Source organism: Methylobacterium sp. GC_Met_3 (genome assembly GCF_026540775.1).
GTDB lineage: Bacteria > Pseudomonadota > Alphaproteobacteria > Rhizobiales > Beijerinckiaceae > Methylobacterium.
The window spans coordinates 152,448-179,265 of sequence record NZ_JALNUL010000007.1; the positions used below are offsets into that span (position 1 = coordinate 152,448).

25 protein-coding genes, 1 other RNA gene and 2 pseudogenes are annotated in these 26,818 nt (G+C 68.4%); 11 read left to right on the forward strand and 17 right to left on the reverse strand.

Going from position 1 to position 26,818, the window contains the following annotated elements; genetic code table 11:
* Positions 1-88 precede the first annotated feature (88 nt).
* Complete coding sequence (locus OXS27_RS12320) at positions 89-1,456, reverse strand: glutamate--cysteine ligase (protein WP_267356441.1); 1,368 nt, start codon at positions 1,454-1,456, stop codon at positions 89-91.
* A gap of 291 nt (positions 1,457-1,747) precedes the next feature.
* Positions 1,748-2,500, reverse strand: coding sequence for a 16S rRNA (uracil(1498)-N(3))-methyltransferase (locus OXS27_RS12325; RefSeq protein WP_267356442.1), 753 nt, complete (start codon positions 2,498-2,500; stop codon positions 1,748-1,750).
* A gap of 220 nt (positions 2,501-2,720) precedes the next feature.
* On the opposite strand from OXS27_RS12325, the gene OXS27_RS12330 reads away from it, so the two are divergent.
* Positions 2,721-3,200 (forward strand): hypothetical protein, encoded by a 480-nt coding sequence (locus OXS27_RS12330; RefSeq protein WP_243916158.1) that lies wholly within the window; start codon positions 2,721-2,723, stop codon positions 3,198-3,200.
* A gap of 178 nt (positions 3,201-3,378) precedes the next feature.
* On the forward strand, positions 3,379-4,341 hold the full coding sequence (gene ubiA, locus OXS27_RS12335) for a 4-hydroxybenzoate octaprenyltransferase (protein ID WP_267356443.1): 963 nt from the start codon (positions 3,379-3,381) through the stop codon (positions 4,339-4,341).
* A gap of 13 nt (positions 4,342-4,354) precedes the next feature.
* On the opposite strand, the gene OXS27_RS12340 is transcribed toward ubiA, so the two are convergent.
* Positions 4,355-4,810 carry a DUF6101 family protein gene (locus tag OXS27_RS12340; RefSeq protein WP_243916160.1) on the reverse strand — a complete coding sequence of 152 codons (456 nt, stop codon included), beginning with the start codon at positions 4,808-4,810 and terminating at the stop codon, positions 4,355-4,357.
* Between the two features lie 403 nt (positions 4,811-5,213).
* Here OXS27_RS12340 and OXS27_RS12345 point away from each other — a divergent pair, with 403 nt between their 5' ends.
* Positions 5,214-6,029, forward strand: coding sequence for a 3'(2'),5'-bisphosphate nucleotidase CysQ (locus OXS27_RS12345; protein WP_267356444.1), 816 nt, complete (start codon positions 5,214-5,216; stop codon positions 6,027-6,029).
* Positions 6,030-6,050: 21 nt separating this feature from the next.
* Here the strand turns inward: OXS27_RS12345 and OXS27_RS12350 are convergent, their stop codons facing one another.
* Positions 6,051-6,287: an AsnC family transcriptional regulator gene (locus OXS27_RS12350; protein ID WP_267356445.1), complete on the reverse strand. Its 237-nt coding sequence runs from the start codon at positions 6,285-6,287 to the stop codon at positions 6,051-6,053.
* Positions 6,288-6,505: 218 nt separating this feature from the next.
* Entirely contained in the window at positions 6,506-6,715 is a 210-nt protein-coding gene (locus tag OXS27_RS12355; protein WP_243916163.1) for a cold-shock protein, read from the reverse strand.
* 318 nt (positions 6,716-7,033) lie between these two features.
* Between OXS27_RS12355 and OXS27_RS12360 the strand changes: the two genes are divergently transcribed.
* Positions 7,034-7,423, forward strand: coding sequence for a hypothetical protein (locus OXS27_RS12360; protein WP_243916164.1), 390 nt, complete (start codon positions 7,034-7,036; stop codon positions 7,421-7,423).
* A 9-nt stretch (positions 7,424-7,432) separates the two neighbouring features.
* Here the strand turns inward: OXS27_RS12360 and OXS27_RS12365 are convergent, their stop codons facing one another.
* Complete coding sequence (locus tag OXS27_RS12365) at positions 7,433-7,636, reverse strand: hypothetical protein (RefSeq protein WP_243916165.1); 204 nt, start codon at positions 7,634-7,636, stop codon at positions 7,433-7,435.
* A 158-nt stretch (positions 7,637-7,794) separates the two neighbouring features.
* Between OXS27_RS12365 and OXS27_RS12370 the strand changes: the two are divergent.
* A pseudogene (locus OXS27_RS12370) lies at positions 7,795-8,072 on the forward strand (hypothetical protein).
* Positions 8,073-8,320: 248 nt separating this feature from the next.
* Here OXS27_RS12370 and OXS27_RS12375 read toward each other — a convergent pair.
* Both OXS27_RS12375 and OXS27_RS12380 read right to left on the reverse strand, forming a co-directional pair.
* Positions 8,321-9,982 (reverse strand): annotated as a pseudogene (locus OXS27_RS12375) (calcineurin-like phosphoesterase family protein).
* A 192-nt stretch (positions 9,983-10,174) separates the two neighbouring features.
* Positions 10,175-11,473 carry a L,D-transpeptidase family protein gene (locus tag OXS27_RS12380; RefSeq protein ID WP_267356446.1) on the reverse strand — a complete coding sequence of 433 codons (1,299 nt, stop codon included), beginning with the start codon at positions 11,471-11,473 and terminating at the stop codon, positions 10,175-10,177.
* Between the two features lie 270 nt (positions 11,474-11,743).
* Between OXS27_RS12380 and OXS27_RS12385 the strand changes: the two genes are divergently transcribed.
* The 5 genes from OXS27_RS12385 to OXS27_RS12405 all read left to right on the forward strand — a co-directional run bounded on the left by OXS27_RS12385 (position 11,744) and on the right by OXS27_RS12405 (position 16,535).
* Complete coding sequence (locus OXS27_RS12385) at positions 11,744-12,091, forward strand: hypothetical protein (protein ID WP_267356447.1); 348 nt, start codon at positions 11,744-11,746, stop codon at positions 12,089-12,091.
* 41 nt (positions 12,092-12,132) lie between these two features.
* A complete protein-coding gene (locus tag OXS27_RS12390) occupies positions 12,133-13,080 on the forward strand; it encodes a DUF1775 domain-containing protein (protein ID WP_267356448.1) in 948 nt (315 codons plus the stop codon).
* A 51-nt stretch (positions 13,081-13,131) separates the two neighbouring features.
* Entirely contained in the window at positions 13,132-13,548 is a 417-nt protein-coding gene (locus tag OXS27_RS12395) for a hypothetical protein (protein WP_267356449.1), read from the forward strand.
* Between the two features lie 42 nt (positions 13,549-13,590).
* Entirely contained in the window at positions 13,591-15,723 is a 2,133-nt protein-coding gene (locus tag OXS27_RS12400; RefSeq protein ID WP_267356450.1) for a TonB-dependent receptor, read from the forward strand.
* Between the two features lie 281 nt (positions 15,724-16,004).
* A complete protein-coding gene (locus tag OXS27_RS12405) occupies positions 16,005-16,535 on the forward strand; it encodes a DUF1465 family protein (protein ID WP_243916172.1) in 531 nt (176 codons plus the stop codon).
* Positions 16,536-16,838: 303 nt separating this feature from the next.
* Here OXS27_RS12405 and OXS27_RS12410 read toward each other — a convergent pair whose 3' ends face one another.
* Positions 16,839-17,597 carry a MetQ/NlpA family lipoprotein gene (locus tag OXS27_RS12410; protein ID WP_267356451.1) on the reverse strand — a complete coding sequence of 253 codons (759 nt, stop codon included), beginning with the start codon at positions 17,595-17,597 and terminating at the stop codon, positions 16,839-16,841.
* A gap of 441 nt (positions 17,598-18,038) precedes the next feature.
* Positions 18,039-18,287, reverse strand: a complete 249-nt coding sequence (gene rpmE, locus OXS27_RS12415) for a 50S ribosomal protein L31 (protein WP_243916173.1) — start codon at positions 18,285-18,287, stop codon at positions 18,039-18,041.
* Positions 18,288-18,529: 242 nt separating this feature from the next.
* Here rpmE and OXS27_RS12420 point away from each other — a divergent pair, with 242 nt between their 5' ends.
* The gene (locus tag OXS27_RS12420) at positions 18,530-20,374 is read left to right on the forward strand and encodes an ABC transporter transmembrane domain-containing protein (protein ID WP_267356452.1); all 1,845 of its coding nucleotides are present in this window, start codon (positions 18,530-18,532) and stop codon (positions 20,372-20,374) included.
* A 27-nt stretch (positions 20,375-20,401) separates the two neighbouring features.
* Here OXS27_RS12420 and OXS27_RS12425 read toward each other — a convergent pair whose 3' ends face one another.
* The 7 genes from OXS27_RS12425 to OXS27_RS12455 all read right to left on the reverse strand — a co-directional run bounded on the left by OXS27_RS12425 (position 20,402) and on the right by OXS27_RS12455 (position 26,741).
* Complete coding sequence (locus OXS27_RS12425; protein WP_243916175.1) at positions 20,402-21,415, reverse strand: peptidoglycan -binding protein; 1,014 nt, start codon at positions 21,413-21,415, stop codon at positions 20,402-20,404.
* A complete protein-coding gene (locus tag OXS27_RS12430) occupies positions 21,415-22,407 on the reverse strand; it encodes a MotA/TolQ/ExbB proton channel family protein (protein WP_267356453.1) in 993 nt (330 codons plus the stop codon). Before OXS27_RS12430 ends, OXS27_RS12425 begins: the two co-directional genes overlap by 1 nt.
* A gap of 168 nt (positions 22,408-22,575) precedes the next feature.
* Entirely contained in the window at positions 22,576-23,394 is an 819-nt protein-coding gene (locus tag OXS27_RS12435) for a TIGR00282 family metallophosphoesterase (protein WP_267356454.1), read from the reverse strand.
* A gap of 3 nt (positions 23,395-23,397) precedes the next feature.
* The gene (locus OXS27_RS12440) at positions 23,398-24,003 is read right to left on the reverse strand and encodes a 5-formyltetrahydrofolate cyclo-ligase (RefSeq protein WP_267356455.1); all 606 of its coding nucleotides are present in this window, start codon (positions 24,001-24,003) and stop codon (positions 23,398-23,400) included.
* A non-coding RNA gene (ssrS, locus tag OXS27_RS12445) (6S RNA) lies at positions 23,993-24,149 on the reverse strand. The genes OXS27_RS12440 and ssrS overlap by 11 nt, the downstream gene beginning before the upstream one ends.
* A 363-nt stretch (positions 24,150-24,512) precedes the next feature.
* Positions 24,513-24,776, reverse strand: a complete 264-nt coding sequence (locus tag OXS27_RS12450) for a hypothetical protein (RefSeq protein WP_267356456.1) — start codon at positions 24,774-24,776, stop codon at positions 24,513-24,515.
* Between the two features lie 435 nt (positions 24,777-25,211).
* Positions 25,212-26,741, reverse strand: a complete 1,530-nt coding sequence (locus OXS27_RS12455; protein WP_267356457.1) for a formyl transferase — start codon at positions 26,739-26,741, stop codon at positions 25,212-25,214.
* Between the last annotated feature and the right edge of the window lie 77 nt (positions 26,742-26,818).

A 26,818-nucleotide genomic window follows, 5' to 3' on the forward strand; every position in this document is an offset into this window, starting at 1 on the left:
TCCTGCGCATGACAGCATGCTTCGGAACGTTCCATTATTGCGCTTCGGGCTTGCGTCGCGCTGGCGCGTTCGCGCCGTCAACGCAGGCCTAGAACACGCATTCCAAGAAGGTCGCGCGCACGCAGGCGCCCCAGCGGCCCTCATAATCGGCGAGCAGATCGTCGGCTCGGGTCCGGCCGGCCGCCACGATGGCTTCGAGCGGCTGAAGATAGATCGTCTCGTCGCGACCCTCGGCGTCGCGGCAGCCGCGCGCGCGCAGGCCCGACCGTGCAATCGCCAAGGCCTCGGCGGCGACCGCGCCCAGCGTGGTGTTGGCCACGGGGGTGGCTAGGCCGAGCCGCGGCGCCGTGGCCCGTGCGGCCTCGCGGTTGCCGGCGTTCCAGCCCTTCACGAGATCCAGGGCGGCGTCGAGGGCCGATTCGTCATAGAGCAGCCCGGCCCAGAAGGCCGCCTGCGCGGCGATCATCCCGGGATCGCCGACATCGGCCCCGCGCATCTCGAGGAAGCGCTTGAGCCGCACCTCGGGGAAGGCGGTCGAGGCATGGTTGGCCCAATCCGCAACCGTGGCGTACTCGCCCGGGAGTTGCGGCAGCTTGCCGGCCATCAGGTCGCGGAACGAGGCGCCCGACACGTCGTGGTAGGTGTCGCCGCGCTTCACGAAGTACATCGGCATGTCGAGCAGCCAGTCGGCGTAGGCCTCGTAGCCGAACCCGGCCTCGAACGCGAAGGGCAGCATGCCGGTGCGGTCGGGATCGGTGTCGCGCCAGATCTCGGAGCGGCGGGACAGGAACCCGTTCGGCCGCCCGTCGGTGAAGGGTGAGTTGGCGAAGAGCGCGGTGGCGACCGGCTGCAGCGCCAGGGAGGCGCGCATCTTGCGCACCATGTCGGCTTCGGAAGCAAAATCGAGATTCACCTGCACGGTGGCGGTGCGCAGCATCATGTCGAGGCCGAGCGATCCGACCTTCGGCATGTAGGACGCCATGATCTTGTAGCGGCTCTTCGGCATCACCGGGGTCTCGTCCCGGCGCCACTTCGGGCTCATGCCGAGGGTCAGGAATTCGATGCCCAGGGGATCGGCCACCCGCTTGGTGGCCGCGAGGTGTGTCGCGAGTTCCGCCGCGGTGCCGTGGACGTCCGGCAGGGCCGCGCCCGAAAGCTCGAACTGCCCGCCGGGCTCGATCGAGATCGCCCCGCCCTCCTCGGCCGCGAGGCCGATGATATGGCCCACGTCGAGGATCGGCTCCCAGCCCGTCTCGCGGGCGAGACCCTCAAGAAGGGCTTTGATGCCGCGGTCCCCGTCGTACGGCACAGGCGCCCGGTTCTCCCGGTAGAACGGGATCTTCTCGTGCTCGGTCCCGATCGCGAATCGCGCGCGCGGCTTCTCGCCGGCCGCGAACCATTCGATCAGTTCGGCACGCGAGGTAATCGGCGTGCTGTCGTTGCTGTCGCGCGCCATGCGCCACCCGTCCGTGCGTCTGACCTGAGCCTGGGATGAGCGCGCCGGGTTGCTCCGGCGGGTCCGTCCGGTTCCCCCACTCGCGAACGGGTCCCGGGCGGACGCCCGCCCCCGACCCCGACAAGCGCGCGGCGCAGGCGGCGTCCGTTCACGCACATAGTCGAGGCGCCGAAAACCCACAACGCGGCGCCGTCGACCGACATGCGCGAACACGTCCGTACCGCGGAAACAATCAGACGCCTTCACGCCCTGATGTGCGCGGGCACACATGAAATCGGGCCGACCCGTCCATCACCGCGCGTCGCCGAGCACGGCCTGGACCAGCGTCAGGACCGCGACCGCTGCGGTGTCGGCCCGCAGGATCCGTGGGCCGAGCGACAGGGCGACCGTGTTGGGCCGGGCCCGGATCAAGGCCCGCTCCTCTTCTGAGAAGCCGCCCTCCGGCCCCACCAGCACGGCGAGCGGAGGCGGTGCCTGGGGATCGGCTGCGGCCGCGAGCGCCCGCACCGGATCGCGCACCGGCGCGTCCTCGTCGCAGAACACGACAAGCCGCTCGGGATCCAGGCCGGCCAGCACGTCGGGAAGCCGCTCGGGATCCGGACAGTCCGGGATCGCAAGGATGCCACATTGCTCGGCGGCCTCGACGGCGTTGGCGCGCAGCCGGTCCATGTTGACCCGGTCACCCTGCGTGTAGCGGGTGATCACCGGCCGGATCGTGCCGGCCCCCATCTCGACCGCCTTCTGCGCGAGGTAATCCAGGCGGGCGCTCTTTAGCGGGGCGAACAGGTAATGGAGATCGGCGGGCGCAGGCTGCGGGCGGGTCTGCGCAGCGACGCGCAGGTCGGCGCCCTTCCGTCCGGTCTGGACGAGGTGGGCCCGCCACTCGCCGTCGCGGCCGTTGAAGACCAGAACGGGGTCGTCCGGCCCCCGGCGCAGGACGTTCAGCAGATAGTTCGCCTGCGCCCGTTCGAGCGGCAGGCTCACACCCTCGGCGAGGCCGGCGGCGACGTAGAGGCGCGGAGCTGTGAAATCGTAGGCCGGCATGCCGGCGTGGTCGCAAGACGCCTCGAACCTGTCAACGCGCAAGGCGCCGGCGAAAGTGTTGCCAAAGGGTTACGGCCGCGGCTTTTCGGCCTTCGATGCACAGACGCCAGGGAGAGCCGGTTTGTCGCTCGATTGACGCCACATTCCTATGGCGAACCCATCAATACGGAATTGGGCCGGCCGCACGCGGATTCGGCAGGGGCGTCGAGGGAGTTGCGGGATGGTGAAGGGGCGCTTGAGTCTGGGAGCGGCGGTGCTGGTCGGCACCGTGATGTTCGGCACGGCAGCCTCCGCGCAGGGCGCTGCGCCGGAATGCGGCACGATCCAGAAGACCCTGGCCGAGCGCAAGGCGCTGGTCAGCAAGGCAAACGCGGCCTCGCAGACGAAGAAGAAGATGACCCCGCAGGAGGCCTGCGCCCTGTTCGGGCGGCTCCAGTCCAACGGCGCCGAGGGTATGAAGTGGATCACCGCCAACAAGGAGTGGTGCTCGATCCCCGATTCCTTCGCGGAGGGCTTCAAGGCCGACCACATGAAGGTTAGCGGCATCCGCACCAAGATCTGCAGCGTGGCGGCCCAGGCAACCAAGATGGAGGCCCAGGCCCGCGCGCAGGCTTCGGCTCAGGCCAGCGGCCAGGGCGGCGGCCTGCTCGGCGGTCCGGGCCTGACCGGCAGCTTCAAGCTGCCGCAGGGCGCGCTGTAAGGACGTCGCCCGCGCTCGCCGCCGAATCGGTGCGAGAGAGCGACTTAATGCAAACTGCGAGAGCCGCGCCCGATTGCATCACGATCCGGCACGGCTCTAAGGGATTGCGGATCCGACGCGAATCCTTCCTCCGCGACGGCGGAAGGATCGATATGCGGGACGACCGGAGACCCGACCGATGAGCGGGCAGCCGACGGGCGGTGTCGTGATCGAGGATCGACGTCCGGCCGATGCGGTCGCCGGTCATTGGGTCGAGCGGGTCGCGCCGCGATCCTGGCGCCCCTATCTCCGCCTCGCGCGGATCGACAGGCCGGTGGGCTGGTGGCTGCTTCTGCTGCCGTGCTGGTGGTCGGCCGCGCTGGCCGCGATCGCGGCGGACCAAGCCTTCCCCGATCCCTGGCACTGCCTGCTGTTCCTGATCGGCGCGGTGGCGATGCGCGGAGCGGGCTCGACCTACAACGACATCGCCGACCGCGACCTCGACGCGCAGGTCGAGCGCACGCGGATGCGCCCCCTCCCCTCCGGTCAGATCCAGCCGCGCCACGCGGCCCTGTTCCTCGTGGTCCAGGCCCTGGTGGGGCTCGCGGTGCTGCTGCAGTTCAACGAGCAGGCGATCCTGATCGGGCTGTGCTCGCTGCTGCCGGTCGCGATCTACCCGTTCATGAAGCGCATCATGCCGCTGCCCCAGGGCGTGCTGGGGCTGGCCTTCGCCTGGGGTGCGCTGATGGGTTGGGCGGCGGTGTTCGCGCGCCTCGATGCGTCGCCGCTGCTGCTCTACGCCGGCGCATGGTTCTGGATTGTCGGCTACGACACGATCTACGCAGTCCAGGACATCGAGGACGACGAGATGGCCGGGATCCGCTCGTCCGCCCGGCTGTTCGGCCGGCATGTCCGCGGCGCGGTCGGCCTCTGCTACGCGCTCGCAGCCGCGCTGGTGGCGCTGGCGGCGTGGCGGGCCGGGGCGGGCCCCGTGGGTTTCGTGGGTGTGGCGGCCTTCGCCGGGCATCTCGCCTGGCAGGTCCTGTCCCTGCGGGAGCGTGACGGGCGCGGAGCGCTGACCCTGTTCCGCTCGAACCGCGATGCGGGCCTGATCCTGTTCGCGGGCCTCACGGCCGACGCACTGCTGCGCACCCTCTCGTGATGCGCCGTGCGGATCAGGTCCGGGCGATGATCTCGTTCTCGCCGCGATAGATCTGCGGCCGTGCCGGCAACCGGCCGGTCTTGCGGCGGGCGAGGAAGCGGGGGCGGCGACCGCCGAGCCCGGCATGGCGCCGACGGATCCGGACCCGGCCGAGGATCAGCCGACCGATCTGCTCGGTGACAGGCTGGAGCACGCCATCCTCGCGGACGATCATCCGCACCAGTCCGGCGCGCGCCGCGATGTCGCGCCAGATAGCGACGACGTCATCCTCGTCGAAGCAGCCGAGGCGGTGCAGTTCCTCACCCGCAGCGTCGACCAGGATCAGGCTGAAGCGATCGGCCCCGGCGATCTCGGCCTCCTCGACGGCGTAGGCGAGCGCGATCCCGGCGGCGCGACGGGCGCCCGGGATGCGGCCGATCACCGGCAGCGGCGAGGCCGTGAGATGAAGCGTGCCCTCGGCACCCGGCATGCAATGTCCTGCGCGACGTTCGTCCGTGTACGGGGAAGTGTTCATCGGTCCGAGTCCCTGGGGCAAGTGGCGGCCCCTGTCAGGCCGTCCGTTATGCCAAGCAAAATCGCATCCGAACTCCTCCGCACCGCTTAAGAGCCGTCGTTAAGCGATTCTGGACAGGGCTGTCATTTGTGGAATGCTCAATGCTTCCTTGAATGCTCAACATTTCCTTGCGCGGATTGGTCGTTATCGATTGATCAACCAGCATCCTTGTGGCGGTGCGGGCGGCGCCTTACAACGGAATGGTCGGGCGTGCGATCCTCCGTGCCCTGCCCTCTCAGCCCGAACGCAAGGCCATCCGCGCGACCGGGTGGACGGCGCGACAGGCCCTTCGGCCCCCACGATTCTTACGCGGAGCACGATGCCCGAGCCCCTCACCGACGACGCCGTATCCGCCTTGATGCCGGAGCTGCGCGCCGTCATGCGCGAGGCCGCCGACATCGCGCGGCCGTTCTTTCGGCTCGGCGGCAACACCACCGCGCGGATCTGGTCGAAGGCCGGTGGCTCACCGGTGACCGAGGCCGACGTCGCGGTGGACGCCTTCCTGAAGGTCCGCCTGAGCGCGCTCGTCCCGCGGGCGGCGTGGCTGTCGGAGGAGACAGCCGACGACCCGGCGCGCCTCGGCCACGACCTCGTTTGGATCGTGGATCCGATCGACGGCACCCGGGCGTTCCTGTCGGGCCACCCGGATTGGTCGATCGCGGTCGCGCTGCTGGCGGACGGCGAGCCGCTGATCGGCTTCGTGCACGCGCCCGCGCTCGAAGTCGATTACGAGGCCGTGCGCGGTCGCGGCGCGACCCGGAACAAGATACCGATCCGGGTGGATGTGCGACAAGACTTGCCAGGAGCACGCGTCACCGGCCCGAAGCCGATGCTCGACCGCTTGGCGCGGGGTGCCGGGCCGAACCCGGACTTCACCGTGATCGCGCGGATCCCGTCGCTTGCCCTGCGGCTCGCGCGGGTAGCGGAGGGGAGTGTCGATGTGGGCATGATCTCGGGCCATGCCCGGGATTGGGATCTCGCGGCCGCTGATCTGATCCTGCGCGAGGCCGGGGGGATCGTCTGCGACCTGCATGGCGTAGCGACCCCTTACAACCGGGCCGATCCGGTCCACAACGAACTGCTCGCGGTCCCGGCGGCCCTGCGCGATCCCGTCCTCGCGGCCTGGGGCCGCTGAGTCGGGATCGCTGAGCGCGCCTCAGTTCGCCCGCGTCTCGCGGAGCGTCACCGCAGTCGGGGCGAGCCCGAGGCGGTCGGCGAGATGCCAATGCAGCTCGCGCGGGGAATGGTAGTTGTAGGAGCGATCAATCAGGTGGCTGATGTCAGCCCCGGTCTGGTCCGCATTCTGGGCCTCGGCCAGCTTGCCGACCCGGAAGGTCGGGGCATCGGTCACGGGGGAACGAAGACCGCGGCGGCGTGTGTACTCGAATAACATAAACGTCTTTTCTTTTCTGATCTTTTCTGAACCGGATGCTTGCTTGATCCGGCATCGTTTCTGGGATGTTGCCTCCGGCGCGACCTGCTCAAGGACAATTTTGCCAGGATCGGTAGCGTCGGAAGGGGGAGCCGCATCTTGCGGCCGGCTCGCGATCCTTGCCTGAAACCCCGTCGCGTCATGCGCAACACGAGGGCAGGGTCGGATCCACCGAGGGATCAGGCCGCCTGAAGGTTGCCCGCGGCGTCCTTGCCGCTGCGCTTGTCGGTCAGGATCTCGTAGGTGACCCGCTGACCTTCGATCAGGTTGCGCATTCCGGCGCGCTCGACAGCCGACACGTGGACGAACACGTCCTTGCCGCCATCGTCAGGCTGGATGAAGCCGTAGCCCTTGGTTTCGTTGTACCACTTTACAGTACCGGTATTCACGTAGTGTACCTCATTGGTCCATAGGCGACCGGCACGGCGCGAGGGCCGCGTGGTGCACCACGGTCTTTCTGGATTTGGCCAGTGTGGCGGGGCGCGAGTCGCTGAACCTAAAACGGCGTCAGCCTCGGTGGGTAAGCCCCCCACACACCTATTTAGGCGAGCGCTGCGGCGGCAACAAGGCGCCGGCTGCGTATCTTCTGCGTCGCAGGCCTAAGCGGAACGTACATCCGGGATGCACGGCCCCCTGTGATTTCGGGGCTCCGCGATGCATATACGGTGTGCGTGCAAACAGTTACGGCGCGCGGCTCTGGACGATACATGGCAGGCATATCGGTCTCGCTGGACGGTGCGAACATCCAGCTGTCCTTCCAGAAGGACGATCAGGCGACGGCGGTGGTGATGGATGCCCGGGCCGCCCGCGCCCTCGTGCGCGCCGTCGGTCAGCTCCTCACGGCGATCGACGACACCGACGAGCCCGATTTGGGGGACGAGATGGGCGACGAGGAGATCGCGATGCTCGACGTCACGTCATCGGCGATCGAGGTCGGCACCGATGAGGAGGGACAGGCCGTGGTCGCGCTCCAGGCCGGCGCGCTGCCGCCGTTCCAGCTGCGCCTCACCGACGAAGAGGCCCGCCACGTCGTGACGAGCCTCTCCGAGATCCTCAGCGCGCCACGCGACGTTCGCACCTCGCACGGCGGCCACTGACCGCCCGCGTCACATGCGCGTGCCGGGATCGGTCGGCGCACCCGGGAAGATGTCGGGCTCGGAGCCTGGGCCACCCGGCTCACCGATGCCGGGGTCGTTCACCGGATACGGCGTGCGCGGTCCGGTCGGGCCGATATCGGGCTCCTCATCAGGGATGGGCGGGGGCGGCGGCAGATCGCCGGGCGTAGGCTCGGGTAGGCCGGGATTGGCCATGACGCGGCTCCTGATGCACATGGAATGGTGACCAACAGTGCGGGCCAGCATGGGTTCCGTGATCGGCCCGTGTGATCGCTGACCGCTGTTTGGCCATGGGAACGCGGGATTCGACCCCCTTTTGGTCGGGCATATCCCCGCAAGCAGGGAAGCCCGCCATGCCAGACATCAAGCACGGCAAGAACCCGATCCTCGCCACAGACGGTTTCGCGAGAGCCGAGTTGACGTTGCCGTACGCGAAGCTGTCCGAAGTCGGCGCGACGGTCACGGTTGCGGCCCCACAATCGCGCCAGGGCAAGGGTCGATCCGCGGCTGAGACAAGACCGATCAGAGCCTCGTCACGAGCCGCAATCCTGGAGATCTCGATGTTTGCTGCGCCGAAATCCTCAAGGAAATCCAGGAAAGCCGCCACGGCGCGCGGCAACTCGCGGCCTGAAGGACGCGGCGCCGACGATGCGTCTCTCTGCTGAGCGGGGTTCTCGCGTTACCGGTCCGCTCCAGGGACACGCTCTCCTCCCCCTTCGTGGGGAGGAGTTGGAGGTGGCGGTGGTGCAGGATCGAGCGGCGCGGTGCCTCCTGCATAAACCCCACCCCCGGGCTATTCCCACAAGACGGAGGGAATGTGCACGTCGCCTTTCGAAGATCTCAGCACCGTCATCCGTCACAAGGTGCTCGCGAACGCCTCTACCCGCGGCCGTGCTCGCCGAGGATTTCCAGCACGGTGCAGCTGCGAATCGGGCGCCCGTACTCGTCGGTTCCCTCCACGGTGACGCGATGGGCGCCAGGCGCGAGGTCGTCGGGCAGCCGGGCCGTCCAGATATGGGTGGACGGTATGGCCTGCACCCAGCTCTTCTTGGTCTCGGGATAGCGGGCGAAGAGTTCCGACACGAAGGGATCGGGCCGGCGGGTACGGGTCATTGCGAGCGGCGACCGCTCGCCGATCCGGAAGCTGAGGTTCGTGCGCGGGCCGCCGTCGAACACGTTTACCACCAGATTCGTGTCGGGCAACGCGTCCTGCGGGACCGGCGGACGGAGACCTTGGACCGGCCGGGTGTGGCGGATCACCTCCACGGCGCCGACCCGCGCCTCGCTCTCGAATAGGATGCGCATCGTTTCGTCCGGCTGGCCCTGCGCCGGGACGTAGCGGGTCGTGTAATCGGTCCCGCGCACGGACAGGACGTGGAAGCCGTTCGGCGTACCGTCGCGGCTGTCGGCCGAGGGGATGCCGGTGCGCGTTTCGGGCCCGCTCCACCATGAGCCTGAGACCGCCGTCAGCACGTGATGATGGTGCGCGTCGGCCGGGTAATGGTGCTCGGTGGTATGGGTGTGGCCGGCGAGGCTCAGGACCCTGCGCCCTGCCAGCAGGTCGAGGAGCGCCGCGCGGTCGATGGTGATGCCATGCGGATCGTCCGGCGTCGTGTCGGTGACGAGCGGGATGTGCATGGCGAGCACGATCAGGTCGTCCTGCGGGATCTCGGCGAGCAGGTTGCGCAGGAAGGTCAGGCTGCGCTCGCCGATCCGACCCCGGTAGGTGTTGGCCCCGACCGGGACCGGCGGCCCCAGCCATTCGACATTGTCGAGCATCACGAACCATGCCCGCCCGTGGCGGAACGCGTAGGTCGGCGCGCCGAACACCCGCTTCCAGGTCTCGCGGCTGTAGCGGGCATCGGGCGCCTGCATGTTGAGGTCGTGGTTGCCCGGCAAGCTGTACCAGGGCAGCCCGATCCGCCCGACGATTCGGTTCGAGCGGCCGTAGAGTGAGAGATCGTCGAACAGGACATCGCCCATGGTCATGCCGAAGCCGGCCGGGATCGCCATGGCGCGGGCGATTGCGGTGTCGCGCACGTGATCGAGCTTGAACCGGCTCTCGGGCTGCGGGTCGGTGAACAGGACGACGTCGAAATCCGTAGGCTCATCGACGCGGATCAGGGTGAAGTCGATCGAAGCCGGCAGGGGGCCGGTCGGCGCGACGCCAGGGTAGCGCAGGCCCACGCTTGCGGGGGTGCCGTCCGGCTGATGGATGTAGGAATGGCGCGGCACGTTGTCGGCGTCCCGCGGCAGGGCGTAGCCCGGGGGCTTGATCACGAAGACCGCGCCGTCGCCGACCATCGGCAGCCGGTAGCGGCCCTGGTCGTCGGTGCGCGCGATCTCGCGGCCGTTGGAGACCAGGACCCCAGGCATTGGGCTGCGGTCTGCGCCAGCTCCATTCCCTGCCTAGACGATCCCGGTCGCCTCCGCGGCACCCTGCGCGTCGGCACGTCCGGCCAAGAGTCCCAGGCCTGCGAGACCGACCACGGTCTCGCGGCGGGTCAGGCGTCCGTCTCCGGGTATGGGTTCGCGCGACATCAGGGCTCCTGAACAGAATCGTGCTCCGCCGCCGGCCAAAGCCGGCAGGGCGGTTCCCGCGATGCGGTTTCGAGCGGCCAAGCAGACGCAGTTGACCGGGGGATGACAAACACCCTCGGAAACGCGCGAGGCCCGCATCTCGGTGGAGATGCGGGCCTCGAAAGATCCGAACCGAGCGTATCGGCCGGTTGCTTACTCTTCGTCGCCGGGCTCGAAGCTCTGCGGCATCGGCTCGGCGCTGGCGACCGGGGTCGGCGCGCCGATGGTCGAGGGCACGTTGACGCCGTCGCGCTTGTAGATGTCGTCGCGGAACTGGACGATGCCGTCCGGGGTCGACCACGCGGTGATGTAGGTCCAGTAGACCGGCACCGGCTGGGCGATGTTGGCGTCGACGCGCTTGCCGCTCTCGATCGCCTCCTCAACCTTCTGGCGGTCCCAGCCGGGCGTGTCCTTCAACAGCCACGTGATGTACTCGCGCACGTTCTGCACGCGCACGCATCCCGAGGAGATGAAGCGGAAATCGTCGCCGAACACACCCTTGGTGTTCGTGTCGTGCATGAACACGCCGTAGGGGTTCGGGATGTTGATGCGCACGATGCCCATCGAGTTGAAGTCGGCACCCGAATCCTGCCGGTAGGTGAAGCGGGTGCCCTCGTCGGAGAACCAGTTCACGGATTTCGGCGAGACCTCCTGACCGTTGGCCAGGATGCGGATCTTGTTGTCCGTGAGGTAGTTCGGATCCTTCTGCATCTTCGGGATCAGGTCCTTCTTCACGATGGAAGCCGGGACCGTCCAGGTCGGGTTGAAATTGATCTGCGTCGCCTTGGTGTTCATGATCGGCGACTGGCGATCGATCTTGCCCACGCCCGCGGCGTGAAGCGTGACGACCTGGCCGTTCTCCACGGTCTCGACGAGTGCGGCCGGGATGTTGGTGATCACGAAGCGGCGGCCGAGATCGCCCGAGTAGGAGCGCAGGCGCACCACGTTGGTCTCGAGTTGGCGCAGGCGCACGTCGGCGGGCACGTTCATCGCCTGCTGGGTGGCGAGGCTCATCGTGCCGGTCTGGCTGAGGCCGTGGCGGGCCTGGAAGCGCTTCACGCCGGCGGCGACGTAGGAATCGTAGACACCCGAGCCGCCGGCTGCCGCGTCGAGGTCGCCAGTGACGATCAGGCGCTGGCGCACGGCGGCCACGGCCGGGCCGCGGGAGCCGATCCGCAGATGCTCGGCGCCAGCCACGGGCCGCCAGCCGCCGCGGGTGACGATGTCCTTGTAGCGCTCGACCATCTGCTCGGTCGCCGCCACGGTCTGGGGCGAGAGGATCGGCACGGTCTCGCGCTGAACCTGCATGCCGGCCGGGGAGGCATAGTCCTGCGCCCATTCGGCCTGGGCATAGTTGCCGTGGTCACGGGCTTGAGCGGTGCCGATTCCCAGGGCGCCGAGGGCGGCCACGCTCAGGAATGTGGTGAACCGGTTGTGTGCCGTCATGCGCATCGGTCGCTGGCTCTGGTCCGGAGTTCGTTCGGATCGTGGCGGGAGGGGATAGTCTCGGCCGTCACGGTGTTGGGTTGTGGCTTAAGACTCCCTATCGAAGGGGCCGGAATATGGCGTCGCGGTGCGCCAGCGCACGCGGCCTGCGGATGCGGCAGCCTGGCAACAGCCACGAGCTCTCGGGTGTGGCAGGGATGCCATAGCGGTCCGGAGCGGTCCGCGAACGGGCGCAGCATGGACCAAGCTTCGGCCAGAAGGAGACGACGCGACGGCGTGCCCGTGGCGCCCCTGCGCGCCGCGATCGCCGTGCTCGCGCTCTACGCCTTCGTGTTGCAGGCCTTCCTGGGCGGGATGATGCCGCTCCCGGCCGCGGCCGACGGGCTCTGCGCGCAGCATGCGGCCTCCGATACGATACCGGACAAGCTGCCTGCGCACGGCCACAGCGATTGCTGCACGGCGGCGCAGATCCCGGTCTCCGCACTCCCGTCCCGCGTCGCACCCACCATCGTGGCCTGGACGTCCGAGGCCCGTGGTGGGGCCGCCTATCGGACCGTCAGCCAGATCGGCGCCCGTGCCCCGCCCGACCACAGCGTCTCCCCCCGTGGCCCCCCATCCGCCTGAGCGATCGTTTTCCGACGAAACCCTCAGAACGGATGCATCCCATGAAGATTCTCATTCCGGCCGTGCTCGGCCTCGTCGCCTCTGCGGCGCAGGCCCACGCGGTGCTGGAGCGCAAGCAGGCCAGCCCCGGCGCGTCCTATCGCGGCGTTGTCCAGATCATGCACGGCTGCGACGGCAAGCCAACCACCCAGGTCAGCGTCAGCATCCCCGAGGGGCTGATCGGCGCCAAGCCGATGCCGAAGCCCGGCTGGACGGTGGCGACCACCCGCGGCGCCTACGCGAAGACCTACACGACCCATCACGGCACCGCCGCGGAGGGCGTGAAGGCGATCACGTGGAGCGGCGGCAGCCTCCCGGACGACGACGTCGACGAGTTCACCTTCCTGGCGCAGGTGGCCGATACGTTCGAGCCCGGCGCGACGGTCTACGTGCCGGTGCAGCAGGATTGCTCCGAGGGCGGCTATTCCTGGTCCGAGATCCCGAAGCCCGGCCAGGACGTCCATGACCTGAAGGCGGCGGCGCCGGCTTTCCGGATCGTTCAGGCGGCCCAGGCTGCACCCGCGAAAGCCACGTCCGTCAAGGCCGGCGACCTGACCATCGAGACGCCGTGGCTGCGTGCCACGCCGAACGGCGCCAAGGTGGCGGGCGGCTACGTGCGCATCACCAACACCGGCAGCACGCCGGACGTGCTGACCGGGGCCGCGGTGCCCTTCGCCAAGTCGGGCGACATCCACTCCATGTCGATGGAGGGTGGTGTCATGAAGATGGCACCGGTCTCCGTGGGCCTGACCATCAAGCCCGGCGAGACCGTCGAGTTGAAGCCCGGTGGCTATCACCTGATGTTCGAAGGCCTCACCGGCGCACCGAAGGTCGGCGAGACCGTTGCCGGGACGCTCACCTTCCAGCGAGCCGGCACCGTGCCGGTGACCTTCTCGGTGGCGCCGATCGGGGCGGCCGCGCCCGGCGGCCAGCATCAGCACCAGCACTAGCAACTCGGCGGGAGCAGCGTTCCGCGAACGGCCCGTCACGAGCGCCCTCAGGTGTGCGCCCGATCCTACGGCAGCGAGACCGGAACACCGGGGCGCCGGCCCCGGCTGACTCCGGCTGCGCGGCGCGTGCTGGCGATCCTCGTCCTGTACGCGCTCGCGCTCCAGGGCGTCCTCGGCGGCCTCGCGATGGCCGCTGCATCGGGGCCGGAACACGCCTTGTGCTTGACCGGCGGCACGTTCGACAGGACGGGGCCGGACGATCCGCACCTCCCTGCCCACGAGCCGATGGCCTGCTGCGTCGCGTGCCATGCCGCCGCCACGGTCGCCCTCCCCGCCCCTACGCTGGCTGAGGCCATCCCGGTTCCCGGCCCAGTCGTGCTCATCCAGAGACGGCCAGCGCGCATCGCCCTGCCGCGGGCACCCCCTCGAACCGGTCACCACGCCCGAGCCCCGCCCACCGTCGTCTGATCCGATCGCCCCTCCCCGATCCTCAGACACGGATATGAGTCCATGCCCACCCCCAGCCGTGCCGGCCGCCGTGCCGCCTTGTCGCTCCTCGCCTGCGCGATGCCCTCGTCAGCCTTCGCCCAGGACGCCGCCGTGGCGCTCCCCGAACTCAGCGTCGTCGGCAGCGCCACGCCGACCGGGCCGCTCCCGGGGGAGGCGCGCGGCTCGCTCTCGGTGCCGAGCGTCGATCGCCAGCGTGCGACCCTCTACCAGACGGTCGGATCGGTCGCCTTCGTGGACGCCGCGACGCTCCAGGACCGCTACATCAACACGATCCGCGACGTGCTCAAGGACGTGCCGGGCGTCTACGTGCAGGAGCGCTATGGCCAGGAGATCCGCCTGTCGGTGCGCGGCTCGGGCGTCGCCCGGAACTTCCACCTGCGCGGGCTCGAGATCCTGCAGGACGGCATCCCGTTCAACCTCGCGGACGGGAGCGGTGACTTCTATCAGATCGATCCGCTCGCCGTGCGGTCCGTTGAGATTTACAAAGGCGGCAACGCCCTGACCTTCGGGGCGACGACGCTCGGCGGCGCGATCAACTTCGTCACGCCGACCGCCTACACGGCGCTCGCACCCAACCTCCTGCGCATCGACGGCGGCAGCTTCGGCACGATCCGCGAGCAGGCGCAGATGTCCCGCATCGACGGGCCGCTCGACGTGCTGGTCAACGCGACGCTGACCAACTCCGACGGGTTCCGCGCCCACGAGGCGCAGGCGACCAAGAATTTCAACGCCAATATCGGCTACCGGATCGCGCCCGATATCGAGACGCGCTTTTATCTCGGCACCTACCTGACCGATCAGAAGCTGCCCGGCAGCCTGACCCTCGGCCAGAGCCTCACCACGCCGACGCTTGCCAATCCCACCGCCATCACCGGCAACCAGTCGCGCAAGGTCGAGACCGAGCGGATCGCCAATCGCACCTCGTTCCTGCTCGATGTCGGCAAGCTCGACGTGGATACCTGGGCGATCCACAAGAGCCTGTATCATCCGATCTTCCAGGCGCTCGATCAGGATGGCTGGACCTACGGGATCAACCCGCACTGGGCCGGCAGCTTCGATCTCGGCGGTTTTCGCGACGACGTGGTGCTGGGTCTGCGCGCCTTCGCGGGCCAGAATTCGGCCCTGCAGTTCGTCAACATCCGCGGCCAGCGGGGCGCCCAGACGCTGAATGCCCTCCAGAGCGCGTCGAACTACGAGGCCTATGGCGAGAACCGGTTCTGGTTCCTGCCGGACGTGGCGCTGATGACCGGCGCCAAGGCGTTCTCGTCGAACCGCACCTACAGCGACAAGGGCGGGTTGCCCGGAAACCTGCGGCCGCGCTTCGCCGAGCAGACCTATGCGGGGATCAACCCGAAGATCGGCCTGATCTGGCAGCCCATCGCCGACATCCAGGTCTTCGGCGACATCACACGGTCCCGCGACGTGCCGGATTTCTCCGATCTCGTGCAGCAGAACCTCCTGAACACCACCTTCGTGCCGCTGCGGGCGCAGCGCGCCTGGACCTACGAGGCGGGTGCGCGCGGCCGGATCGACCGCCTCGCCTTCGACCTGACGCTCTACCGATCGGACCTGCGCGACGAGCTCATCAACTTCTCGACCAATCCCGGACTCAACATTCCGGCCGCAACCTTCAACACGCCGCGCTCGGTTCACCAGGGCGTCGAGGCGGCCGTGACCCTCGATCTCGCCCGCAATCTCATAGCTCCCGCCGACGGCCTGAGCGTGACACAGATCTGGACCCACAACGACTTCCGGTTCGTGCGCGATCCGGTGTTCGGCAACGGTCGCATCGCCGGCATTCCCACGGACGTGCTCCGTACCGTCCTAAATTACCGCCATCCGAGCGGCTTCCACATCGCTCCAGCGGTCGATTGGGTACCGGAGGGTGCCTTCGCCGACCACGCAAACACCCTGCGGGTGCCAGGCTACGCGCTGCTCGGCATCGAGGCCGGGATCGACTTCGCGAACGGCGTCGCCCTGTTCGTGGATGCGCGCAACCTCACCGACGCGCGCTACGTGTCGGACATCGCTGTGGTGGCGAATGCCCGGACGGCTGGGAGCCCGGCGGCCTTGGCGGCGTTCTATCCTGGAAGCGGTCGCAGCATATTCGGCGGTCTGCGTGCTGCGTTCTGAACGTGAGAGCCGTGCCGGATCGCGTTGCAATCGGGCACGGCTCTCAGCCTTTATGTGACGCGCTTTCCCACGCCGAACCGGTGTCCAGTTCGGCGGAGAGCGCTCTAGCATCCCCCGGTAGACCGCTTATCTTGAAGATCCGCGGTCCGTTAAGGTTAAAAAAGGTTGAAGCCTGCTGCCAGCGTCGATCGGCGCTAGGATTGCAGCGTCGTCGGATAGCGCGGGGCAGCGCGTCCCGATTCGAGACGGACGGCGCCGTCTGACGGCACGGGAGAGGCAGGATGAACGGCTTCGATGTTACGTTCCGGCACGATCAGGATTGGGTCGATTTCGGCAAGTCCTACGTCAACTCGGACGCCTTCAAGTCTCTGTTCCGTGAGGGCATGAGACTTGTCGAGGAGACGGCCGCCTATCTCGACGGCGAGGGCCGCGACGAATCACGCCTCATCTCGCGCGATGCGACGCTGAGCTACGCGGCGGAGAGCATGCGACTCACGACGCTGCTGATGCAGGTCGCCTCCTGGCTGCTGGTGCAGCGTGCGGTGGCCGAGGGTGAAATGACCCCGGCCGAGGCACTGCAGGAGAAGCACCGGGTGAAGCTTGCCAGCAGCGAGCCGCCGAAGCCGCAGGATTTCAATCTGCTGCCGGTGCGGCTCCAGCAGCTGATTATGCGGGCGCGACGCCTGCACAGCCGCATCCTGCATCTCGACGTTCTGATCACCGAGGACCGGCCGACGCCCGCCCCGGTGGAGAGCCCGGTCGCTGCCCAGCACGGCCTTCTGCGCATGGCGTTCCGCCTCGGCGAGGGCTGAGGCGCCCTAAGGCGGATCGGGCTGTGGCAGATGTTGCCGGCCGCGTCGCAAGATGGTCCACGACGCGAGGTCGGGAAGGCCTCGGGTCGGTTGTCCGACACACTCCCTCATCCTGCGGTGCAAGAGCGTAGCTGAGGCCTCGAAGGAACCTTCCAGGGACCGCTCCCCTGGCTGGAGGCCCCCTTGGAGGCTCACTGCGCTCGCACATCCGAATGAGGGCAGCGGGTGGGATCGCCCCGGCACGGCGCGCGCTGGAGTACCGCGCTCCTGCGTTGAACCCTCATCCAAGGTGGCTTGGAATGTCTAGAACGCCGGGAACTGGCCGGGAAACTGCTCCTTGAGGAGTTGGCGGATGGCGTCGTTCTGGAAGGCCCGCACCAGCCGGGCCACCCAGACGGCATTCCTGTCGGTCTCTCGCACCACGATGACGTTGTTGTAGGGATTGGCGACTGCAGACTCGACGGCGATCGAGTCCTTGCCGGGCGTCAGGCCGGCCGCCACGGCGTAGTTGGTGTTGATCACTGCCGCGTCGAGATCGTCGAGACTGCGCGGGAGCTGCGCGGCGTCGAGCTCGTGGAACTTCAGCCGCTTCGGGTTCTCGATCACATCGAAGACCGTGGGCAGCAGACCGACGCCATCCTTCAGCTTGATCAGCCCCTGGGCCTGCAGCAGCAGGAGCGCGCGCCCACCGTTCGACGGGTCGTTCGGGATGCCGAGTTCGGCCCCCGGCTTGAGTTCGCCCACAGCCTTCACGCGCCGGGAATACAGGCCGATCGGCGTGACGATCGTCTCGGCGACCGGGACGATCTTGTAGCCGCGCACCTTGATCTGATTGTCGAGGAAAGGCCGATGCTGGAAGGCGTTCGCGTCGAGATCGCCGGCGGCCAGGGCCTCGTTCGGCAAAAGATAATCCGAGAAGACAACCAACTCGATATCGAGCTCGTCCCGAGCGGCGATCTCCTTGGCTTTCGCCCAATGGATCTCGGAATCGCCCCCTATGATGCCGAGCTTGACCCGGTCCCGGGCGAAAGTGGGCGCAGAACTCGCGACCCATAGCGCCAAAGCCCAAACAACCCACCGAAGAAGCTTATTCCTCACGGAGGTGCGCAAATCATCACGGCGCATCGCCATCGAAGAACCCAAACTCCGCACCGTCTTCCTCCCGTTCGCCGGATCAACAGGCCTAGGATCTACGATGTTGAGACGATGCCGAGAATGGACCAGATCTACGAAAGACTGCGCGCACAGGTCAAAAAGCGGCGCATCAGAGAAGGATCAACTCCGGCGCGACGGATAAACAGCCGCATCATCGTACGACCGGCCGCCTCTTCGCGATACGGTTCTGTGGACAACACCCGGGTGGCCGGTCCTTCGAGGCGGCTCCGCCGAACCAGGGCGCGCAAGCGCACGCCCGGCTCAACCGAAACAAAAAACGGGCGGCCCCGCAAGGAAGCCGCCCGTTTTCGAGATTGGCCGCACCCCGGGGCGCGGCCTCCGCTTCGCTCAGCGCTTGCCGAGGTTGCCGAAGCGCGAGTTGAAGCGCGAAACGCGGCCAGCCCGGTCGAGCATCTTCTGCTCGCCGCCGGTCCAGGCCGGGTGGGTGAGCGGATCGATGTCGAGGTTGAGGGTGTCGCCCTCCTTGCCGTAGGTCGAACGGGTCCGGTACTCGGTGCCGTCCGTCATCACGACCCTGATGAAGTGGTAGTCGGGGTGCTCTGTCCCCTTGGCCTTTGCGGCCGCGTCCTTCGCCATGACCTGTCGTCCCTAATCTGGCACGCCGGCGGGAAGCGCAGGAGGCGCCGCCCGGCCCGGAATGCGGAAGATGACACCGGTTGCACCGAACCGTGGGTTCGTGCAACGGCACGTACAAGCCGACCGTGGTGGCGGCCCGCGGCCATTGAACACACGCAATCGGATGAGCGGCGGCGTATACCGCACGCGCTTCCCGGTCACAAGCGCCGCGGACCGGGAGAGTGAGGGACACGAGAGGCGTAATGGCCCGCAAACCCAAGGTGGCCGTTGAGGGGCGGCCCAAAGCTCCGCTGAGCGCGCTTCGGCCGCTGCTCCCATTCGCGCTGCGCTATCGCGGCCGGATCATCGGCGGAGTCCTCGCCCTCGCCTGCGCGTCGGCCTCGACGCTGGTGGTCCCCATCGCGATGCGCCGGGTGATCGACCACGGCTTCACGGCCGACGGCTCAGGCGTGATCGACGCCTATTTCCTCGCCCTGCTCGGGGTGGTGGCGGCCTTCGCGCTGTCGAGCGCGGCCCGGGTCTACACCGTGGTGACGCTCGGCGAGCGGGTCGTGGCGGATCTGCGGGCAGCCGTGTTCGCCCGGCTCACGATCCTCGATCCCGCCTTCTTCGACCGGGCGCAGTCGGGCGAGATCGTCTCGCGTCTCACCGCGGACGCGACGCAGATCAAATCGGCTTTCGGAGTCTCGGTTTCGATCCTGCTGCGCAACCTGTTCCTGTTCGTGGGCGCCACCGCCATGATGGTGATCACGAGCCCGCGGCTGTCCGTGATGGTGCTGGCCGCGATTCCACTGATCGTCTTCCCGCTGATCCTGTCGGGCCGCGGCGTGCGGCGCCGGTCCAGGGCCGCCCAGGACCGGCTGGCCGAGGCCTCCGCGTATGCCGCCGAGGCGGTCGGGGCCGTGCGGACCATGCAGGCGTTCGGGCGTTCGGGCAGCACGGCCGCCCAGTTCGCAGCGGCGTCCGAGGAGGCTTACGGGGCCGCCCGCGATTCGATCCGGGCGCGGGCGCTGCTGACGGGGGTCGCGATTTTCCTGATCTCCGCCTCCGTGGTCGGGGTGATGTGGTACGGCGCGCAAGGCGTGCTGAGCCACACGATGACCGGGGGCGAACTCTCGCAATTCGTGCTCTACGCGGTGTTCGGCGCCGGGGCACTCGGCCAGCTCTCCGAGGTCTATGGGGATCTCGCCATGTCGGCGGGCGCCGCCGAGCGGCTGACCGAGATCCTGGCCGCCGAGCCAGCGATCCGCGCGCCCGTGCCGCCCCTCCCGCTGCCGGAGCCCGCGCAGGGCGCGGTGACCTTCGAGGCGGTGCGCTTCGCCTATCCGACGCGGCCCGGCCACACCGCGTTGGGCGGCCTGAGCTTCGCGGCGGCCCGCGGCGAGCGAATTGCCATCGTGGGCCCGTCCGGCGCCGGCAAATCGACGGTCTTCCAGCTGCTGCTACGCTTCTACGATCCCCAGGACGGTCGCGTCCTGGTCGACGGCGCGAACATCGCGCAGGTCGATCCCGAGCACTTGCGCGCCCGCATCGCCCTGGTGCCGCAGGATCCGGTCGTGTTCTCCGGCACCGTGACCGAGAACATCCGCTACGGCCGGCCCGAGGCGAGCGAGTCGGAGGTCCGGCATGCCGCCGAACTCGCCCACGCGCATGGCTTCGTCACAGCCCTGCCCCAGGGCTACGACACGCAGGTCGGCGAGCGCGGCGTGACGCTCTCGGGCGGCCAGAGGCAGCGGATCGCCATTGCAAGGGCGATCCTCAAGGACGCGCCGATCCTGCTTCTCGACGAGGCGACCTCGGCGCTCGACGCCGAATCCGAGCGCGCCGTGCAGGCGGCTCTCGACACGCTGATGCGGGGGCGCACCACCCTGGTGATCGCCCACCGGCTCGCCACCATCCGCGCCGCCGACCGGATCCTGGTCCTCGACGATGGCCGCATCGTCGAGACCGGAACCCACGAGAGCCTGCTGGCGCAGGGCGCGCTCTACGCGCAGCTGGCGAACCTGCAATTCACGGATGCGCTCGACGAGACCGCCCGGGGCAAGGAGCCCCGCACCCGGGGCGAGCGTCTGCCGGCGGCCGAGTGAGTTGCCCCTACGAAAGGGAGAGACTCGCTATCGCTCGGTGAGCTTCATCTCGATCCGGCGGTTGCGGGCATAGGCGTCTTCGGTGGTGCCGGCATCGAGCGGCTGAAACTCGCCGAAGGCGCCGGCCAGGAGATGCTGCGGCGGGATGCTCTTGCCGGCGAGGTACTGAACCACCGCGATGGCCCGGGCGGCCGAGAGCGCCCAGTTCGACGGGAATTGTGACGTGCTGATCGGACGGGCATCGGTGTGGCCGTCGACACGCAGCACCCAGGGCAGATCCGCCGGGATCTGCTTGGCCAGGTCCGAGATCGCTCCGGCGATTCGGTCGAGCTCCGGTCCGGCCTCGGGCTTGAGGGTCGCCGAGCCAGCCGGGAACAGCACCTCCGATTGCAGCACGAACCGGTCGCCGACCACGCGGATGTCGGGGCGGTTGCCCAGGATCTGGCGCAGGCGCCCGAAGAAGTCGGACCGGTAGCGCGCGAGTTCCTGGACCTTCTGGGCCAGGGCGACGTTCAGCCGGCTGCCGAGCTCGGCGATGCGGGCCTGCGATTCCCGGTCGCGGCTCTCGGAGGCGGCGAGCGCATCCTCCAGGGCGGCGAGCTGGCGGCGCATGGCGCTGATCTGCTCGTTCAGCAGGTCGATCTGTGACAGCGCCCGCTTGGTCGCGCCCCGCTCGGCGTCCAGTTGCTTGTCGAGCGCGCCCGTAGCCCCCTGAGTGACGGTCGCGGCCTCGGCCTGGGTCTTCGCCCGATCGCGCTCGGCCTCGACGCCGGCCAGCGTCGTGCGCAAGTTTCGGACTTCGTCCTCCTGCGTGCGGCGGCTGGAGCGTTCCAGGGCGAGGAGATCGGTCAGATCGGCGATCTGGCGGTTGAGCTTGGCCAGCGTCTCATCCCGACCGGTCAACTCCTGCGACAGGAAGAACTGACCGACCACGAACACCGTCAGCAGGAACACGACCGCGAGCAGCAGGGTCGCCAGCGCATCGACGTAGCCCGGCCAGACATTGAGGGTGCGCCGGGAGCGTGCCGCCCTGGACGCCATCAGACCCGCTCCCGGCCGAGCCGGTCGAGCACCTGCTTCAATTCCCGCTCACGGCTGGCCTGGGCCTCGACCCAGTCGCGGATCATCTGCTGCTCGGCGCGCATGTGCTGCACGAGCCCCTGGATGCCCTCGGCGAGGTTGGTCATGGCGAGCGTCGCGGCGCGGCTGCCGCCGCCCTCCGCCACCAGGGCGGTCAGACGATCGATCGCCTCCTTCAGTTCCTGCGTGCCGGCCCCCCCCGCCGTCCGGACCGGCACCGATGCCGCGGCGCCAACGGCCGCGACGGCGGCCTCGCCGGACATCAGCCAGTCCTGCAATTCGTTGTGGAAACGCGCATGGGCCTGGCCCGCCTGCAACTCCAGGAAGCCGGTGATCAGCGACGAGGCAAGTCCGAACAGCGAGGCGGAGAACGCCAGACCGATTCCCGACAGCGGGACCGCAAGGCCTGATTTCAACTCGTCGAACATCACCCCGGCATCGCCGCCGCCGCGCATGCCCTTGATCACGCCGCCCACGGCCGAGAGCGTATCGATCAGGCCCCAGAAGGTGCCGAGCAGGCCGAGCAGGATCAGGATGCCGGCGATGTAGCGCAGGATCTCGCGCCCCTCGTCGAGGCGGGCCGCAATGATGTCGAGATAGCCGGCGGTGCCCGGCAGCGTCGCCCCCTCGTTCCGGGCCACGATCATCGGCACCATGGGCGCCAGAAGGGCAGGCGGACGTTTCGACTGCGCATTGCGCGCGGCCGCGTTGACGTAGGCGACCTCGCGGAACAGCCGGATCACCTGCCCGAAGGCGATCACGACCGCGATGAAAAGAACGCCGAGGATCAGGCCGTTCAGGCCGGGGTTGGCCAGGAAGGCTGGCGTGATCTGCTTGAACAGAATGAAGGCGAGGAAGCCGACCAGGATGAGAAAGACGATCATGCGCCCGAGATAGATTCCGGGCTGAGCCAGCGGCCCCTTGGTGTTCTCGCCGGTATCGCGGGCGGCCATCGGTCGCTCTAGCCTGATCTCAGAAGATGCGGCCGCCGGCGGCGCCCGTCACGGTCACTGTGGCGGCAGGGCCGGACGCGATCAAGTCGCGCACAGGACGCAGTCGCGTCGCGTGGTGAACGGCAGGCGGCTCCGGGGGTCACCCGCGCGATGCGATCGGGACGAAGCCTAATCCCAGAAGTGTGGCGCACTCTCCTCCAGATGCGGCCCCAGCCGCAGGGCCGCAACCTGGGTGGCGAGCCCCCGTGCATCGATCTCGACCGCGATACCGCTGAGCGTGCCTTCCCCGGTGGCGACCTCCCAGCGGGAGCCCGGCGTCTTCTGGATCATCCGCCGGATCGGCTCGTCTTTCTGCATGCCGATCACCGAGTCATAATCGCCGCACATGCCGGCATCCGACATGTAGGCGGTGCCGCCGGGCAGGATCCGGTGATCGGCGGTCGGTGTATGGGTGTGGGTGCCGACCACGAGGCTCGCCCGGCCGTCGAGGTAATGGCCGAAGGCCTGCTTCTCGCTGGTTGCCTCGGCGTGGATATCCACCACCACGGCGTCGGCGGCGGCCCCTAGCGGGCAGGCCATGATCTCGCGTTCCACGGCGGCGAAGGGGTCGTCCATCGCGTCGAGGAAGACCCGGCCCATCACGTTGACGACGAGGACTCGGGCGCCCCCCTGCGTCTCCACCACGGTGGCGCCCCGTCCCGGCGTTCCGGGCGGGTAGTTGGCCGGGCGCACCAGACGCGGCTGGCGGGCGATGAACACCAGGGCCTCGCGCTGGTCGAAGCTGTGGTTGCCAAGCGTCACCGCGTCGGCACCGGCCTGGATCAGCTCATCGCAGATTGATTCGGAGATCCCGAAGCCGCCGGCCGCGTTCTCGCCGTTCACCACCACGCAGTCGAGCCGCCACCGGTCCCGCAGACGTGGCAGCTGTTCGCACACCGCGATGCGGCCCGAACGACCGACGACATCGCCGAGGAAGAGCAGCCGCATCGGTCACACCGTCCTGTCGAAGCGGATCAGACCCGCCTCGGTGATCACGCAATCGAGGGGCCGGTCGTGCGGCTCGGCCGGCACGTGCGCCACCTCCTGCACGGCAAAGCCGATACCGACGGTGAAGACCGGGTGGCTGCGGGACAGGCGCTCGATTGCGCCGTCGTAATAGCCGCGGCCGTATCCGATCCGCTGGCCGGTCCGGTCGAAGACGGCGAGCGGCACGATCAGCGCGTCGGGTTCCACCGGTGGCAGGGCGGGGTCGGGTTCACTCAGGCCGAAGCTGCCCGAGACCAGCGCATCCCCGGCGCGCCATTCCCGAAACACAAGACCGTCCTTGGTGACCTGCGGCAGGGCCACGGCCTGGCCGCGGGCGAGCAGTCCCTCGGCGGCGGGGCGAGGATCGACCTCGCTGCGGATCGGCCAGAAGGCTCCCACGAGCCGGGCGCGCGTCAATTCGGGTAGGCTGAGGAGTGCGCGGGCGATCGCCGCCGAAGAGGCCTGCCGGTCTTCCGCGCCGAGCGCGTCACGAGCCGCCAAGGCTGCGCGGCGCAGCTCGGGTTTGCGCGCCGCATCGGCAGGATCGGAGAAAGACGAGTGCGGAGCCACGTGAGCCGTTGGAGGATCGATCCCGGGAAACCTACAGAGTAGGTGGGCGCCGTATTGGCCAGGTCCAGGGACGAGGCCAGGGACAGCTCCCGAGGGAGTCGATAAGGCCCCGGGGATAGTGCTCCTGACGAACTCTGCAGCCCCGCCTCCGATATGTAGCGGGCCGGACGCCGTCCCGCCAGGGCTATGCGGCTAAGAAATTGGTGCCCAACGCGGGAGGGGCCAATCCCCCGCGCACTCGCCCGCAGCCTGCGCAAAGCGTCGGACCAACCCTAGGCCGCCGCCGACGCAACACTGAAGACCCGGGCGACAATCACCGGGTCGCATTGCACCGGCGTTCCATGAGCCCGGGTATCCATCTGCTCAGGACGAAGGCGGCACGGCCAAACGCGAATGCGATCGACGGCCGTGGATTCTATTCGACTCTCCGGTTCGGTCCCGCCGGGCTCGAACCGGGGATCAGGCATGCTTCCACGCCGTCGCGCGCGCCACCCGCGCTGGATGGCTTGCTAGGCGCGATCGGCGGCCTGCGCACCGGTCCTATCACGCGCCTCATTCTTACGCAGAAGCGAGATCTTCGCGTGATCCTCAATGGCCAAGTTCAGTACTGCATCGCTTTGCCGAGGAGAAACCTTCTGCGCGGATCGGGGATCGGCGGATTGCACATGCTGCGTGGTCTTGGCGCTGTCCGACTGCTTCGTCTCGGACTTCGCGGCATGCGCTTGAACGGCATGCGTGTGGGCGGTGGATACCGGAGCGATGGACGTACTCATCGGAAAACTCCTGTTGAGCGGCTAGCCTCCAGTGAGTCGTCTTTAAACTGATTGACTCGCCGAGCGGATGCGTGATCGAGCTGAAGAACTCAGACTTGGCTTTGCCCAGTTTGAGTCGGCATCCGGCACGATCAGCCGTTTTCGGCACCCGCGGATCGGAAACTTGACAAACATCGAGCAAATGTCAAGCATCGGCCTATGAAGCAAAGATACGACTTTATCTGATAATACATCCTTTATAGATGCGCAAAATACCAATCCCATGGTCTGAAGCATATAAAATTGAATTGCAGAATATTTAGAGCATTAAAAATTCTTGACCGCGCGGGCCGCACGGCGCTGCCCTGTCTCGAAAGTTGTTCCGCTCCAAGTTTCGGTCTAACGGCGGCCGCCCAGAGCCACAAAACGGATGCCCCTGCGACAACTTGGTCCGGATCACCCCGTGAGCCGGGCGCGGCCCGGGATCGTGACACGCGGCGCGCGCCCGGCCCCGTCGATGCACTCGATCCCGCCACCCGCGTTCAGGGTATGCAGCCGGTTGCCGGGCCATGCCGGGCCGGGCTCGACTCGGCCGATCACGGTCTGGGCGAATCCCTCCGGATCGAGGCGGTCGATCCGCGCGAGCACCACAGCGCGGCCGTAGCCGGCGGCGCAATCCTGGATCGGGCGGATCAGCCGGCCGCCCCGCGACACGATCCGGCCCGCCGGCCGCGCCAGGGACGGATCGACCAGGACCGGATTGGCCGGATGCGGCGTGTAGGGGCCGCGGAAATCGGGCGCCGACCAGAGGTGCAGCGCGTCGTGGAAGGAGCCCGCGCCGGGCGGCGCGTTGAGGCCGGCATCGCGCACGGTGGCGAAGATCCACCAGCGGCCTGCGTGCTCCACGAGGGTCGCGTCGCTCGCCACCACGCCGGAGAGGAGCGTCGCCTCCTTGACCCAGCCGCCGGGGAAGCGCGTGGCGCGGTAGAGGTCGACCGTCCCGGCGGCGGAACTCTCCGGCACCATCCAGACAGCTCCGTCCCGCTCGAACACGAACGGGTAGGACAGGTGATGCGTCTCCTCCAGCACCGGCACCGGCACGCCCTCCGGCCCGTCCGGCCCGAAGCAAACGGACGAGATGATCGCCTTGCCCGTGGCGTGCGGGAAATCCTCGACGAAGAGGTGCGTGCTGCCCCCGACGGAGATCGGAAAGGGATCGGCATAAAAGCGCCGGCCGTCATCGGGCAGGACGGTCCATCTCGCCTCGGGATGACGGCCGAGATCGATCAAGTCCGGCCCGGCAAGGCGCCGCCAGCCGCAGCGCCAGTGCGGAGCGTTGTAGCAGAGGCGATAAAGCCGATGGATCAGGGCGCCCGCGAGCATGCGCCCGGCCCGCACGCCGAGGCGCGGAACCGTCAAGACCACGCGATGATCAACGGACGCGTCGCCGGCGCCCCCTGCCCCGGCCCCTCCCGCTATGTGGTCGCGCAGAGCCGCGGCAACCAGCGTGATCGTCCGGGCGAGCGCATCCTCGAAACTGGCCAACACGATCCCGGGCCGGTCGGCACCAAGGCGGCCAGCGGCGCGGATTGCGCCATTCTCCACGAGGGTGAGACGCGGCACTGCATCGGCGAGCAGGCTGGCCAACAGGGCGTCCGCGCCGACCCGGCCGTCATACGCGATGTGCCATGTGGCCGGTCCGGACGGGACATCGCCGCACAGGTCGAGGACGATATCCGGTCGGGCGGCGGGCTGGCGCCAGAGCTCGAGTTCGGCGCTCGGAACCGGCTCCGTGCCGGGGCGAGGCAATCCATGAACGAGCGCCTCGAGCCGGAACAGCAGCTCAGCCGTACGCGGCCACGCCCCGGATGCCGGCGCGTCGTCGACGCTGACCGCGGTCAGGCCGGGGATCTCGACGATCCGCCGCAGCAGGGCCACGTGCCAGTGCTGCGGGTTGGAACCGTCGAGGCGAACGCGCACATGCATCGATCAATGCACCCTCATCCAGCACCGTGCCGCGTCACGCAATGAACCACGCCGCTCCAATCCCCAACCGTAACGCG